Raw genomic sequence first — 13,903 nt, 5'->3', positions numbered from 1 at the left:
ACGGATGGCGAATAAGCAGGCAAACGCGCTTCGGATGCGCGTCCGCGACTGACAGGTGCCGACGTGCCGGCACCGCGCCTGCCTGGCAATGATCCGTCAATAACGGTCACCGCCCATCTCGCCGTAGGCGCGCAGCACCGCGCGCGCGTCTTCACGGCGCAGATCCCGCACCACTTCGATGCCGCGCTTGTTCAGTTCGCCGATCCAGTCGGCCGGCAGCGGGCCTTCGTCGAACTCGGTCAGTTCCATCACGTCCTCGGCGCGTGCGCCGATCAGCAGGCGGTCGATGCCGGCCCAGACCGTGGCGCCATAGCACTGGCAGCACGGCTGCGACGAGGTGGCCAGCGTGACCGGGGCGATGCGTTCGTTCAGGCGTGGCGTCTGCAGGCGCTGCTGCGCCAGCATGTAGGCCATGTTCTCGGCATGCGCCAGCGAACAGGTATGCGGCAGCACCCGGTTCACGCCGATGGCGATGATGCGGTGGTCCGGGCCGAACACGGCAGCGCCGAACGGGCCGCCGCTGCAGGCCTCGACATTGCGGCGCGACAGTTCGATCGCCAGAGCGACCTTTTCCTCATCGCTGGCGTAAGTGGCGGCGGTATCGACGGCGTCATGCGCCCAGGCGGGCAGGGTGAGATGGACTTGCTGGAGCAGCATTACTGGACAGGGACCTTTTGCGAGGCATCGGAAGCCGGATCGGGTTGGCAGCGTCCGGACACGCACTGGCAGGCGGAGATCTCCTGGAAGCCGCAGACGCCGACCAGGCCGCGCGCGCTGCATTGCGCCTGCACCGCCTGCGGGTTGGTGGGACTGTTGCGATTAACGCAGGCCGGCATCGAACCGCAGCAGTTGCCGACATCCTTGACCGCGCAGTCGGCATTGCTGCGGCAGCTGTAGTCGACCTCGACCGGCGCCTGTACCTGGCGCGGCGGGGTCGGCGAACTCATCGGCGGAGCCGGCCGCGGCGCGCTTTCGCCCGTCTGGTTGCCGTCGCCGGCCGTTGAAGATACCGATACAGGTGCTGCGCAGCCGGCCAGCGCCAGCCATGTCAGGGCGAGAATCAACACGATGCGGTGCATGGCGGTTCTCCTGGTTGAATGGGCACAGCTTAACGTCGGCGCGACAGCGGCGGGTGAACCCGCCGCATCGTCAGCCCTTGCTGGCCCAGGTATCGCGCAGGGTGACGCTGCGGTTGAACACCGGTTTGCCGGGGTTGTGATCGCGGCGGTCGGCGACGAAATAGCCGCTGCGCTCGAACTGGAACGATTGCTCCGGCGCGGCGGCGGCCGCCGCCGGCTCCACATAGCCTTGCACGGTGCGTCGCGATTCCGGATTCAGGTGGTCGCGGTAGGTCCTGCCTTCGGATTCGTCATCGGGATCGGGCACCGAGAACAGGCGGTCGTACAGCCGGATTTCTGCCGGCACCGCGCGCTGTGCGCTGACCCAGTGGATGGTGCCCTTGATCTTGCGGTCGGCGCCGGCCATGCCGGGGCGGGATTCCGGATCCAGCCAGCCGCGCAGTTCGACGATCTCGCCGGCATCGTTCTTGATGATCTCGTCGCAACGGACGATGCCGGCGCCGCGCAGGCGCACTTCGCCGCCAGGTATCAGGCGCTTGAAGCCCTTGGGCGGCACTTCGGCAAAGTCCTCGCGTTCGATCCACAACTCGCGGGAGAACGGAATTTCGCGCTTGCCGAACGATTCGTCCTTGGGATGGTTGGAAAAGATCAGCGTCTCCTCATGGCCTTCCGGCAGGTTGGCCAGCACCAGCTTGACCGGGTCGATCACCGCCATCCGGCGCGGCGCGGCGGCATCCAGATCTTCACGCAGCGCGCCTTCCAGCACGCTGAAATCGATCAGCGAGTTCTGCTTGCTGATGCCCACACGCTCGGCGAACAGGCGCATCGCCGCCGGCGTGTAGCCGCGCCGGCGCAGGCCCTGCAGGGTCGGCATGCGCGGATCGTCCCAACCATCAACCAGGCCTTCGGTCACCAGCGCCATCAGCTTGCGCTTGCTCATCACCGTGTAGTTGATATTGAGCCGCGAGAATTCGATCTGGCGCGGCTTGGCGGCTTCCTTCGGCAGCCCCTTGTCCAGCAGCGGCTGCAGCAGCTCCGCGTTGCCGGCCAGATCGACGTTGTCCACGCACCAGTCGTACAGCGGGCGGTGGTCCTCGAACTCCAGCGTGCACAGCGAATGGGTGATGCCTTCGATCGCATCGCCCAGCGCATGCGCAAAGTCGTACATCGGATAGATCGGCCAGGCGTTGCCGGTGTTCTGGTGCTCGACATGCTTGATGCGGTACAGCGCCGGGTCGCGCAGATTGATGTTGCCGCTGGCCATGTCGATCTTGGCGCGGACGGTACGCGCGCCATCGGGGAATTCGCCGGCGCGCATGCGCCGGAACAGATCCAGGTTCTCTTCCACGCTGCGGTCGCGGTAGGGCGAATTGCGGCCCGGTTCGGTCAGGGTGCCGCGGTATTCGCGCACCTGTTCGGCGCTCAGATCGCAGACGAAGGCCTTGCCGTTGCGGATGAGCTTTTCGGCGGCGCGGTAGTAGACCTCGAAATAGTCCGAGGCGTGCCGCAGCGAGTTCCACTGGAAGCCCAGCCAGCGCACGTCGTCCTGGATGGCGGCCACGTACTCCGGGTCTTCCCTGGCCGGATTGGTGTCGTCGAAGCGCAGGTTGCAGACGCCGCCGAATTCGCCGGCGATGCCGAAGTTCAGGCAGATCGCCTTGGCATGGCCGATATGCAGGTAGCCGTTGGGCTCGGGCGGAAAGCGGGTCTTGATGGCGGTGTGCTTGCCGCCGGCCAGGTCGTCGCGGACGATCTGGCGGATGAAATCCTGTTTTGCCATTGCCGGGGCATTGGAGGCGCGGTTGTCTGGACTTTCGGTGGCGATGGCGGGAACGGGGGACTCGGACATGGGGCGGGCTGACGCAGGGTAAACCGCAAGTTTAGCCGAGGCGGCCGCTGCGCAGGGCCTGAGGTTCTATCCTTGTGCCCCTTCCCGCCACGAGTCTCCGTAAAGATGAACAAACCCGTCCTGGTGATAGGCAACAAGAACTACTCCTCCTGGTCGCTGCGGCCATGGCTGCTGCTGCGCCATCACGGCGTCGAATTCGACGAACTGCGGCTGAACCTGGATACCGACGCCTTCTTCGCCGAGATCGGCCGCCATTCGCCGACCGGCAAGGTACCGGTGCTGCGCGACGGCACGCTGACGGTCTGGGATTCGCTGGCGATCTGCGAATACGCCAACGAGCGCTGGCTGCAAGGCCAGGGCTGGCCGGACGATATGGCGCTGCGGGCGCAGGCGCGCGCGGCGGCGGCGGAAATGCATTCGGGGTTTGCCGCGCTGCGCACCCAGTTGCCGATGAACAGCCGGCGCGCGCCGGACGGCTACCGCTGGGACGCCGCGGCCGAGGCCGACATCCAGCGTATCCAGCAACTCTGGCGCGGCCTGCGTCAGGACAACCGCGCGCACGGCGATTTCCTGTGCGGGCGGTTCGGCATCGTCGATGCGATGTTCGCGCCGGTGGCGATCCGCTTCGCCGGCTACGGGGTGGCGCTGGAGCAGACCGCGGCGGCCTATGTCGAAACGCTGTTCGCTCTGCCGGCGATGCGTCAATGGCGTGAGGCGGCGGCGCAGGAGACCGAATCCATTGCCGCCACCGAGGCGCTGCGCAGCCCCGGATAGCCTGCGTTCACCGCCTGCCGGCGTATGCTGGGGGCGCCAACAGCCCCCAGGCAAAAGGAACGCCCATGCAGGTCGTCTATCGCGCCAACAATCTGTTCGATGCCCATCTGGTCAAGCACGCGCTGGAGGACGCCGGCCTGCCGGCGTTCGTATTCGGCGAGTCGCTGGTCGGCGGCATGGGCGAACTGCCGCTGTTCGGCGTGTTGCGGGTGTGCGTGCCCGATGGTGCGCAGGAACAGGCGCAGGACGTCATCGCCGGCCTGGACTTGGATGCGGTCAGCGCGGACCCCATTTCGGATGCGGACGCCGACGGCGACCTGGGGATGTTCCCCGCCTGATCAGGAGACCGGACATGTTGGGAATTGGCGCTTTCAAGCAACGCCTGCCGCGGCCGCAGGAAGTCCTGCCGGGGCGGCCGATACCGTTGCCGTTGCACAACGCGCACTTCGTCAACGGCCACCCGCTGCGCGACGCGTTCGCCGGCCTGCAGCAGGTGCAGTTCGGCATGGGTTGTTTCTGGGGCGCCGAACGCAAGTTCTGGACGCTGCCGGGCGTGTTTACCACTGCGGCAGGCTATGCCGGAGGCGGCACGCCGAATCCTACCTACGAGGAAGTCTGTTCCGGCCAGACCGGCCACACCGAGGTGGTGCTGGTGGTGCATGACCCGGCGCAGATCCCGTTCGAATCGCTGTTGCAGGTGTTCTGGGAAAACCACGACCCGACCCAGGGCATGCGCCAGGGCAACGACACCGGCACCCAGTACCGCTCGGCCATCTATTGCAGCAGCCAGGAACAGTACCAAGCGGCCATCGCCAGCCGCGATGCCTACCAGCAGCGCCTGCGCGCCGCCGGCTACGGCGCCATCACCACCGAAATCCTGCACCCGGCGCCGGAGTTCTACTACGCCGAGGACTACCACCAGCAGTACCTGGCCAAGAATCCGGGCGGCTACTGCGGCATCGGCGGCACCGGAGTGAGCTGCGCGATCGGCCTGGATGCCTGAGCCGCCTTCCAACCTGTAGGAGTGGTGCCGGCATGCCGGCACCGGTAGGTCGCGACCGCTGCCTCACCGGGCAGAGAGAGATGCGAATCCTCCATCAGCGGTCCGGTGAAGGAAACCTGTCCTTTATTTCTTCGCGACTCACGTCGCTCCTACAAGGGAACACCCCGGCCGCCGCTTAGGCCGCTGCGGTTTCGGTCAGCCGCTTGGCGATGGTTTCGCGCAGCGCCTGCAGGTCGTTGGCGAAGGCTTCGATGCCGGTGGCCAGTTTCTCGCTGGCCATCGGGTCCTGCTGCAGCGCAAGCGCAAAGCTTTCGGCTGTGACTGCGGCGACCGGGCCCGCTTCGGCGGCGGCCGGCGACAGCTTGCGCGGCAGATCGCCGGTTTCGGCGGCCAGCTTTTCCAGCAGATCCGGCGAGATGGTCAGCCGGTCGCAGCCGGCCAGCGCCTCGATCTGCGCGGTGGAGCGGAACGAGGCGCCCATCACCACCGTCGGGTGGCCGCGGCGCTTGAACGCATCGTAGACGCCGCGCACGAACACCACGCCCGGGTCTTCGTCGATATTGGCCGGGATCTGCCCGTTGGCGACGTACCAGTCCAGGATGCGGCCGACGAACGGAGAAATCAGGAACGCGCCGGCTTCGGCGCAGGCCAGCGCCTGGGTCCGGTTGAAGATCAGGGTCAGGTTGCAGTCGATGCCGTCGGCCTGCAGCTGGCGCGCGGCTTCCACGCCTTCCCAGGTGGAGGCGACCTTGATCAGCACCCGCTCGCGCGGGATCCCGCGCTCGGCATACATGGCGATGAACTTGTGCGCCTTGGCCACCGTAGCGGCGGTGTCGTGGGCCAGATCGGCGTCGACCTCGGTCGAGACGCGGCCCGGGATCAGCGCACTGAGCATGCTGCCGACGCCGACGGTCAAGCGGTCGGCCACCTCGTTGACCACCGCTTCGCCGGCATCGCCCTGCGCCCGCGCCCAGGCCAGTTCGCGTTCGATCAGGTCCGCATAGACCGGCAGATCCAGCGCCTTGCGCACCAGCGTGGGGTTGGTGGTGCAATCGACCGGCTTGAGCCGCTTGATGGCGTCGTAGTCGCCGGTATCGGCAACCACGACGGACAGTTCGCGCAATTGGTCCAGTTTGGAAGGTGTTGCAGCGGTAGTCATCGGAACTCTTCAACGTTGGGCGGGGGGAGGCCAAGTATGCCCCGGAATCCGGCCTGCTTCAGCTCTCAGGAGCGGTTCGAAGTCCGCCGCGGGCGCGGCCAGGTCGCGGGCCGGCGGGGCGCAGAATGGGCGGCATAGGCAGCGGTATGTGAGCATGCGAGCGCGTCTCGCGCGCCACACGGCCAGCGCGGCAAGGGCTTGAACCGGTTCTAGCGGTGGAAATCGCCGTGCGCTTCGGGCTGGTAGCGGATGGCGGTCACATGCAGCCGCAGCGGGCGTCCGCCCGGTGCCTGCCAGTCGATGCTCTGGCCGACGGCCAGCCCCAGCAGCGCGCTGCCGACCGGCGCCAGCACCGATACCCGGCCGCTGTCGACATTGGCCTCATGCGGGTATACCAAGGTCAGTTCGCGGTGTTCGCCGGTCAACTCGTCCTCGCACTCCAGGGTCGAATGCATAGTGACCACGTTTTCCGGCATCCGCTCCGCCGGCAGCACTTCGGCGCGGTTGAGTTCTTCCATCAGCGCCACCGCGGCCGGCAGCCGCCGCAGCACCGGCGAATCGAGCAGCCGCTCCAGGCGATTGAAATCGCCATCGGAAACGACGATGGGGGGAGGCAGGCCGCTGGTGCTGATGTTCATTGCGAGGTTCTCGTTGAAGGCGGTGAAGCGCCGATAAGGAAAAGGGCGCCGCGTTGCCGCGTCGCCCGTGTTTTTTTCTGTTTCCGTACCGTAGCCGCTTGCTGCGGCAGGTTCAAGCCGCGCTGAGTTTGGCGGCGTCCAACGGCGGCGGAATCTGCGGCGGAACCGCCGTTTCCGGCATGAACAGCTCCTGAGGCAGTTGCTGGAACACCTGGGCCAGCTGCAGCAAGAAGCCGCTCATCGCCGAGCTCTTGCGCCACAACATGGCGATACGGCGGCTGGGCGCCGAATCGCTGAACCCCAGCAGATGGATATTCTGCGAACGCGCCACTGGCGGTTTGACCGCCAATGCCGGCAGCAGGGTGATGCCGACATTGGCCGCGACCATCTGCCGCAGCGTTTCCAGGCTGGTCGCGCGGAACTCCGATTTCTCGTTGGCCCCGGAAATGCGGCATACGTCCAGCGCCTGTTCGCGCAGGCAATGGCCGTCCTCGAGCAGCAGCAACTGCTGGTTGGACAACTCCGCCAGGGTCAGCGAATCGCGCTCGGCCAGCGGATGGCTTTCCGGTACGGCCAACAGGAACGGTTCTTCGAACAGGAATTCGACGTGCAACTGGTCGTCATGGACCGGCAGCGCCAGCAGTCCCGCGTCCAGCTTGCCCTCGCGCAGCCGCGCCAGCAGCTCGTCGCTCTTTTCTTCGATCAGCAGCAGCTCCAGGTGGGGGAAACGCTGGCGCAGCTGCGGGATCACATGCGGCAGCAGATACGGCGCAAGAGTGGGGAAGATGCCCAGGCGCACGGTGCCGGCTTCCGGGTCCTGGCTGCGCCGCGCGGCTTCCTTCATCTGTTCCACTTCCGCCACGATGCGGCGCGCGCGCTCGGCGGCATCTCGCCCGGCCGGCGTCAGCATGACCTTGCGCGGGGCGCGCTCGACCAGCGGAACCCCCAGTTCGTCCTCGAGCTTCTTGATCTGCGTGGACAGGGTCGGCTGGCTGACGAAGCAGGCGGCGGCGGCGTGACCGAAATGCTTGTGATCGGCCAGCGCCACCAGGTACTTCAAATCGCGGAGATTCATGCTGGGGCCCTCCCTCGTGAGCCGCCTGGGGCAACTGTAAACGGTAAAGCCGCCCGCTGCGCGGGCGGCGAGGCGGAAAGTCGCGCCTTCGACGCTGTAAATGGAGAACGGAAAAGCTCAAGACTGCGCCGCCGTCCCCCATTCGCAGGCGGCGAAGCCGCCGGCTCGACCATTTGCCGTCCGCTGCGCGGGCGACTTCACGGCTTCTCAGGCCGCCACCGCGGCGTCGGCTTCGGCCGGCGCGCTGCTGCGGATGAGATGATCGAACGCGCTCAGCGCGGCCTTGGAACCTTCGCCCATGGCGATGACGATCTGCTTGTACGGCACCGTGGTGGCATCGCCGGCGGCGAATACCGCCGGTACCGACGTGCGGCCATGCGCGTCGACCTCGATCTCGCCGCGCGGCGACAACGCCACCGTGCCCTTGAGCCATTCGGTGTTGGGCAGCAGGCCGATCTGCACGAAGATGCCCTCCAGCTCCAGCCGGTGATCGTCATGGCCCACCCGGTCCTTGTAGACCAGGCCGGTGACCTTCTGGCCGTCGCCCAGCACCTCGGTGGTCTGCGCGCTGGTGATGACGCGCACATTGGGCAGGCTGTGCAGCTTGCGCTGCAGCACCGCGTCGGCGCGCAACTGGCTGTCGAACTCGAGCAGGGTGACGTGGCTGACGATGCCGGCCAGGTCAATGGCCGCTTCCACGCCGGAGTTGCCGCCGCCGATGACCGCCACCCGCTTGCCCTTGAACAGCGGGCCGTCGCAGTGCGGGCAGTAGGCCACGCCCTTGTTGCGGTATTCGTTCTCGCCGGGCACGTTCATCTGCCGCCAGCGCGCGCCGGTGGACAGGATCACCGTCCTGGCCTTCAACGATGCGCCATTGGCCAGTTGCACTTCGACGTGCTGCTGGCCCGGGATCAGCTTTTCGGCACGTTGCAGGTTCATGATGTCGACGTCGTAGCTGCGGACATGCTGTTCCAGCGCCGCGGCCAGCTTGGGACCTTCGGTTTCCTGCACCGAGATGAAGTTCTCGATGGCCATCGTGTCCAGCACCTGGCCGCCGAAGCGCTCGGCCGCCACGCCGGTGCGGATGCCCTTGCGCGCCGCATAAATCGCCGCCGCGGCGCCGGCCGGGCCGCCGCCGACCACCAGCACGTCGTACGGCGCCTTGGCCTGGATTTTTGCGGCTTCGCGGGCGGCGGAGTTGGTATCCAGTTTGGCGACGATTTCCTCTACGCCCATGCGGCCGGCACCGAACACTTCGCCGTTGAGGTAGACGGTCGGCACCGACATCACCTGGCGCGCGTCCACTTCCGGCTGGAACAGCGCGCCGTCGATGGCCACATGCCGGACGTTGGGATTCAGCACGCTCATCAGGTTCAGCGCCTGCACCACATCCGGGCAGTTCTGGCACGACAGCGAGAAATAGGTTTCGAAGCGGTAGTCGCCGTCCAGGCCCTTGATCTGCTCGATCACGTCCTGCGCGGCCTTGGACGGGTGGCCGCCGACCTGCAGCAGGGCCAGCACCAGCGAAGTGAACTCGTGGCCCATCGGGATGCCGGCAAAGCGCAGGTGGATGTCCTGGCCCGGCGAGGTCAGTGCGAACGATGGCGTGCGTTCGTTGCCGCCCTGCTGTTCTTCCAGCGCGATCTTGTCCGACAGTTGCGCCAGTTCGCGCAGCAGCTCCTGCATTTCGCCGGATTTCGGGCTTGCATCGAGATTGGCGACGATATGGATCGGTCGGACGACCTTTTCCAGGTAGGCCTTCAACTGGGTCTTCAGATTGGCATCCAACATGGGTCGGCTCCGGGAAGGTGGGAGAGGGGAGAGAAGGGTGTTGCGAAGACGCTTGCAGAAGCGGCTTGGACCGGGGAGAGAGAGCCGGTCGGGGGATGTCCGGTCGCGGCACAAGCCGCTGCTGCAAGCATCCGGAGAGAACCGGCGGTATCCGGGCGGGGCGCCCGGATACCGCGGCCGTGCGGCTACGCGAACCCGCTATCGCAGGTCGCGGTCAATCAACAGCATCCGAATCGGAAGCGCGGCAATCAGATCTTGCCGACCAGGTCCAGCGACGGCGCCAGGGTCTTTTCGCCTTCCTTCCACTTGGCCGGGCACACCTCGCCCGGATGGGCGGCGACGAACTGGGCGGCCTTGAGCTTGCGCAGCGTCTCGGAGACGTCGCGGGCAATGGCGTTGTCGTGGATTTCCAGGGTCTTGATGGTGCCTTCGGGGTTGATGATGAAGGTGCCGCGCAGGGCCAGGCCTTCGGCATCGATATGCACGCCGAAAGCGCGGGTCAGCTGGTGGGTCGGATCGCCGACCAGCGGGAACTGCGCCTTGCCCACGGCCGGCGAGGTTTCGTGCCAGACCTTGTGCGAGAAGTGGGTGTCGGTGGTGACGATGTAGACCTCGGCGCCGGCCTTCTGGAACTCGGCGTAGTTGTTGGCCGCGTCCTCGACCTCGGTCGGGCAGTTGAAGGTGAAGGCCGCCGGCATGAAGATCAGGACCGACCACTTGCCCTTCAGCGTGGCGTCGGTGACTTCGACGAATTCGCCGTTGTGGAAGGCGGTGGCTTTGAAGGGTTGGACCTGGGTGTTGATCAGGGACATCGAGCTTCCTCTGGTGGTTGGAGAAGGGGGGAACGGAACGAGGGCAATGATAGGGAGCATCGATTGATTCTTCAAATTGATTAATGGAATTGAATCGATAGCTTTAGCCTATTACTCGAAAAGACTGGCTCTTTGCTGCGCCGCACCAGTACAGCTTGCCGGTAGTGGCGATCCCGCGCCGCCAGGCTGTTGACGCCCGGGACGGATTGCGTTGCCTTCCCGCGGTCGTCAGGTGATTGCCCGCGGCGCAGTGGCAGACGGGCCAAGCCGTTTGCCGGCACCGCGCGCGGTACCGCGCCTCGCCCGAGGTATATCGACATACACTTCCGCGTTCTTTGCCTCCCGCACGCACCCGTTGCGGGCGTGAGCTGTCCCGATAGCATTAACAGGTCTGGTACTTCGCTGTGACAAGCTTTCCGGCTTCTTCTCTCGACCAGTTGCTGCGCCAGGCCAGCGACCGCATCGGCCGCCACGAGGCCGAACCGCTGCTGCTGCATGCGCTGGGCCGGGAGCGGGCGTGGCTGTTCATGCATGGGCGGGAACCGGCCACGGCCGAGACGGCCGAACGGTTTGCTGACCTGGTCGCGCGCCGCGCTGCCGGCGAACCGGTCGCCTACCTGACCGGGAGCCGGGGATTCTGGACACTGGACCTGCAGGTCACTCCGGACACGCTGATCCCGCGGCCGGAAACCGAGTTGCTGGTCGAACTGGCGCTGGCGCGGATTGCGCCCGGGCAGCCGGTACGCGTGGCCGACCTGGGCACCGGCAGCGGCGCCATCGCGCTGGCCATCGCCAGCGAACGTCCGCAGGCGAGGGTGCTGGCAACCGACATCAGCGCAGCTGCGCTGGCGCTGGCGCGCCGCAATGCGGTCGCCAACGATATCGGCAATGTCGAATTCGACAGCGGCAGCTGGTTGGCGCCGTTGGCGGGGCGGCGTTTCGATGTGATTGTCAGCAATCCGCCGTATATCGCCGAGCAGGACCCGCATCTGCAGCAGGGCGACCTGCGTTTCGAACCGGCAGCGGCGCTGTCGTCGGGTGCGGACGGCCTGGATGCCATCCGCGAGATCGCCGCCGGCGCGCCGCGGCATTTGAACGCGCAAGGCTGGCTGCTGCTGGAACACGGCTGGGAGCAGGGCCAGGCCATACGCGCGCTGCTGGCGCAGTCGGGCTTTGTCGAAGTCTCCACCGCCCAGGACCTGGAGCAACGCGACCGCGTCAGCCTGGGGCGCTGGCCGGGGTAGCGGCCGCGGATGCGGCGGGACGCTTTCCCCGTCCCCGTCTGCCGGGAGCAATGGCGACCCGCGTCGCGCCCAGATTCCTATCGCATGGTTTTTGCGGCCGGCCGCCGCTTCGCGCTGGGGCGGGTGGGCGGATGCGGAACCGCGAGCAGGTTCAGCGGAAGATGCGCTGGGCGAAGTGATAGAGGTGGCTGCCCCAGGCCTCGCCGTCATGACCGTGGTCATCGACATGCCACAGGTGCGGCACATCGTGCACCTGCAGGTGGCGGTGCACGCCCTGCGAAACGTCGATCAGTCCGTCCTGGTTGCCGCAGGCGATGAACAGCAGCTTGAGCTGCGCCCGCGCGGCGGACGGATCGGGCACCAGCTGTTCGGGTGGCAGCGTGTTGGGCGCCGCGGAGAACGCGCCTATCCACGCGAATGTGTCGAGGTGGCCCAGACCGAAGTTGAGCGTCTGCCCGCCGCCCATCGACAGACCGGCAAGGCCACGGCGATCCCGGTCGGTGTAGGCCGCGTATTTCGCCTGCACCGCCGGTATCAGGTCGTCCAGGAGTTCGCGTTCGAACCTGGCGAATCCGACTGCTTTCTCCGCAACGAAAGGATTTTCCCCGGGACTGTCGTCGGCCAGGGCGCGGCCATTGGGCATGACCACGATCATCGGCACGGCCTTGCCTGCAGCGATGAGGTTATCGACGATGGCATCGGCTTTCACGTAGCCGGTCCACTCGTGTTCGTTGCCGCCGATGCCGTGCAGCAGATAGAGGGCGGGGTAGCGCTTGTCCGGCGAGTAGCCGGGCGGAAGGTAGACCAGCGCCTTGCGGCGCGTGGCGGTGACGGACGAGTCGTATTCGAAGGTCTCCAGGCGGCCGCGCAGGCCGGCGGCGGGCAGCACGCGGTAGTCCGCCGGCGGCTCGGGGAACAAGCGCACGTCGTCTTCCGCAAGCACGACGGGGCGGCCGAAACGGGCCTGGGCGCGTTCGCGCCCCGGCTCCTGAGTCCGTTCCCCGGATGCCCCGAGGACGGTGCCGGCCTGCGCGCCGCCGCCGGCGGCCGCGGGGGTGCCCAGGTCCTGCGATTGGCCAAGAAGCTCCTGCAGCAGCGGCTGCATCTGCCGCTGCCAGATCGCGTAGCCCTCCGCGTTCGGGTGCAGCAGGTCGGGCATCACCTCCTTCGACAGCGTGCCATCGGCGCTGGTCAGCGCGGCATTGATGTTGAGGAAATACACGCTTTGCCCGTCCGCTTCGGCGGCGATGAGCCGGTTCACGCGTTCGTTGATGCTGCGCAGGGGATCGTCCGTTTTCTCGCCGCGCGGGAAGATGGCAAGCAGCAGCACCTTGGTGGCCGGCAGGCGCTGGCGGATCTCAGCGAGCAGGCGCTTGACCCCGGCCGCCGTGGTCTCGGGGTTCTCGGCGCGATGGCCGGTGTTGTTGGTGCCGATCATCAGCACCGCCACCTTGGGCGCGAGGCCATCGAGCGCGCCATGCTGCAGCCGCCACAGCACATTTTCGGTGCGGTCGCCGCCGAAGCCCAGGTTCAACGCGTGGTAGCCGGCGTAGTGGCGTTGCCAGATTTCGTGTCCTTCCTTCTCCCAGCCCTGGGTGATGGAATCGCCGATGAAGACGAGTTCGGGACCCTGGCCGGTGGCAACCAGCTTGCGCGCCAGCGCCAGCTTCTCCTCATGCCGCGGCAGCCACCAGTCGACCGCCCACGATTCGTTCAGCATCGATGGCGTGACCGATTCGGTGCGGTAGTCGGGGCAGGCCGTATTGGGCTTGCCGTCGCGCACCAGGCGCACATTGGCCACGCTGACGCGGCCGCTGCCGTTGCCCTCGAGCTGGAACGGCGATGCTATCTTCGAGAAATCGGCGCCCTCGCGCACGAAGCAGGCCATCGCCAGCGAGACGTGCTGCGGGCCCTCGCCGGCGTTGGTGCGCGCCTGCTCCATCAGGCTCACGCTGCGCGCGCAGTCCTGGCCGCAGTCGAGCTTGACCTTGACTGCGCCCTGGGCCATGTCGGCGACGTCCAGATCCAGCTCCAGCGTGCCGTCCAGGTAAGGGCGCAGGTCCAGTGGCTGCGGGCTCTCGATGCGCAGCGTGGCGAGCCAGAGATCCTTCCACTCGAACTGCAGCGCGTCGCGGCGGCCGTCGCGGCCTTCGGCGCTGGCGCCGGCATGGCTGTCGCGCGCGTACTCGGCGGTGGGGCGGGGCGCTGCCACGCGATTGCCGCGCAGTTCGGCCTGGCCCTCCCAGTGGCCCACGGTGATGCGCCAGGCGTCAGCGGGCGCGGGAAGGATGACGAGATCGGTGGCGGGCTCGGCCCGGGCACCGACGGCGCAGGCGACCAGCGATGCGGCGAACAGCAGCTTGGTGATGGGGTTCATGGGCTGATGGGAGAAGGTCGACGAATGGGAGTGGGGTTCAATGAGCCATATGCAGCACGACGACAGCGACCGGCGTTGAATCCGAAGTATCCGCCGGCTTGC

At 66.9% G+C, this 13,903-nt stretch carries 13 protein-coding genes; 4 read left to right on the top strand and 9 right to left on the bottom strand.

Annotated features, from left to right (window positions below; genetic code table 11):
• Positions 1–96: 96 nt before the first annotated feature.
• From CRO39_RS10775 to CRO39_RS10765, 3 genes are all read right to left on the bottom strand, one after another.
• Entirely contained in the window at positions 97–657 is a 561-nt protein-coding gene (locus CRO39_RS10775) for a nucleoside deaminase (RefSeq protein WP_097121940.1), read from the bottom strand.
• Positions 657–1,079, bottom strand: a complete 423-nt coding sequence (locus CRO39_RS10770; RefSeq protein WP_176520192.1) for a hypothetical protein — start codon at positions 1,077–1,079, stop codon at positions 657–659. Before CRO39_RS10770 ends, CRO39_RS10775 begins: the two co-directional genes overlap by 1 nt.
• Positions 1,080–1,149: 70 nt before the next feature.
• A complete protein-coding gene (locus CRO39_RS10765; protein ID WP_425479688.1) occupies positions 1,150–2,859 on the bottom strand; it encodes a glutamine--tRNA ligase/YqeY domain fusion protein in 1,710 nt (569 codons plus the stop codon).
• 174 nt (positions 2,860–3,033) lie between these two features.
• On the opposite strand from CRO39_RS10765, the gene CRO39_RS10760 reads away from it, so the two are divergent.
• The 3 genes from CRO39_RS10760 (at position 3,034) to msrA (ending at position 4,705) form a co-directional block, all read left to right on the top strand.
• The gene (locus CRO39_RS10760; RefSeq protein WP_097121938.1) at positions 3,034–3,702 is read left to right on the top strand and encodes a glutathione S-transferase family protein; all 669 of its coding nucleotides are present in this window, start codon (positions 3,034–3,036) and stop codon (positions 3,700–3,702) included.
• 65 nt (positions 3,703–3,767) lie between these two features.
• Positions 3,768–4,040 carry a putative signal transducing protein gene (locus CRO39_RS10755; protein WP_097121937.1) on the top strand — a complete coding sequence of 91 codons (273 nt, stop codon included), beginning with the start codon at positions 3,768–3,770 and terminating at the stop codon, positions 4,038–4,040.
• Between the two features lie 14 nt (positions 4,041–4,054).
• Entirely contained in the window at positions 4,055–4,705 is a 651-nt protein-coding gene (gene msrA / locus CRO39_RS10750; RefSeq protein WP_097121936.1) for a peptide-methionine (S)-S-oxide reductase MsrA, read from the top strand.
• Positions 4,706–4,880: 175 nt separating this feature from the next.
• Here msrA and CRO39_RS10745 read toward each other — a convergent pair whose 3' ends face one another.
• The 5 genes from CRO39_RS10745 to ahpC form a co-directional block, all read right to left on the bottom strand.
• The gene (locus tag CRO39_RS10745) at positions 4,881–5,864 is read right to left on the bottom strand and encodes a transaldolase (protein ID WP_097121935.1); all 984 of its coding nucleotides are present in this window, start codon (positions 5,862–5,864) and stop codon (positions 4,881–4,883) included.
• A 209-nt stretch (positions 5,865–6,073) separates the two neighbouring features.
• Positions 6,074–6,502, bottom strand: coding sequence for a nucleoside diphosphate kinase regulator (rnk, locus tag CRO39_RS10740; protein ID WP_097121934.1), 429 nt, complete (start codon positions 6,500–6,502; stop codon positions 6,074–6,076).
• Positions 6,503–6,614: 112 nt separating this feature from the next.
• Positions 6,615–7,577: a DNA-binding transcriptional regulator OxyR gene (oxyR, locus tag CRO39_RS10735; protein ID WP_097121933.1), complete on the bottom strand. Its 963-nt coding sequence runs from the start codon at positions 7,575–7,577 to the stop codon at positions 6,615–6,617.
• A gap of 207 nt (positions 7,578–7,784) precedes the next feature.
• Positions 7,785–9,368 carry an alkyl hydroperoxide reductase subunit F gene (ahpF, locus tag CRO39_RS10730; protein ID WP_097121932.1) on the bottom strand — a complete coding sequence of 528 codons (1,584 nt, stop codon included), beginning with the start codon at positions 9,366–9,368 and terminating at the stop codon, positions 7,785–7,787.
• Positions 9,369–9,616: 248 nt separating this feature from the next.
• Positions 9,617–10,180: an alkyl hydroperoxide reductase subunit C gene (ahpC, locus tag CRO39_RS10725; protein WP_097121931.1), complete on the bottom strand. Its 564-nt coding sequence runs from the start codon at positions 10,178–10,180 to the stop codon at positions 9,617–9,619.
• A 404-nt stretch (positions 10,181–10,584) separates the two neighbouring features.
• Between ahpC and prmC the strand changes: the two genes are divergently transcribed.
• Positions 10,585–11,424 carry a peptide chain release factor N(5)-glutamine methyltransferase gene (gene prmC / locus CRO39_RS10720; RefSeq protein ID WP_097121930.1) on the top strand — a complete coding sequence of 280 codons (840 nt, stop codon included), beginning with the start codon at positions 10,585–10,587 and terminating at the stop codon, positions 11,422–11,424.
• A gap of 151 nt (positions 11,425–11,575) precedes the next feature.
• On the opposite strand, the gene CRO39_RS21095 is transcribed toward prmC, so the two are convergent.
• Positions 11,576–13,801, bottom strand: coding sequence for a GDSL-type esterase/lipase family protein (locus CRO39_RS21095; protein ID WP_202926310.1), 2,226 nt, complete (start codon positions 13,799–13,801; stop codon positions 11,576–11,578).
• Positions 13,802–13,903: the final 102 nt, after the last annotated feature.

Origin of the sequence: Pseudoxanthomonas wuyuanensis, from assembly GCF_900215535.1 — a bacterium.
GTDB lineage: Bacteria > Pseudomonadota > Gammaproteobacteria > Xanthomonadales > Xanthomonadaceae > Pseudoxanthomonas_A > Pseudoxanthomonas_A wuyuanensis.
This window is presented reverse-complemented; position numbering and strand designations above follow the sequence as displayed.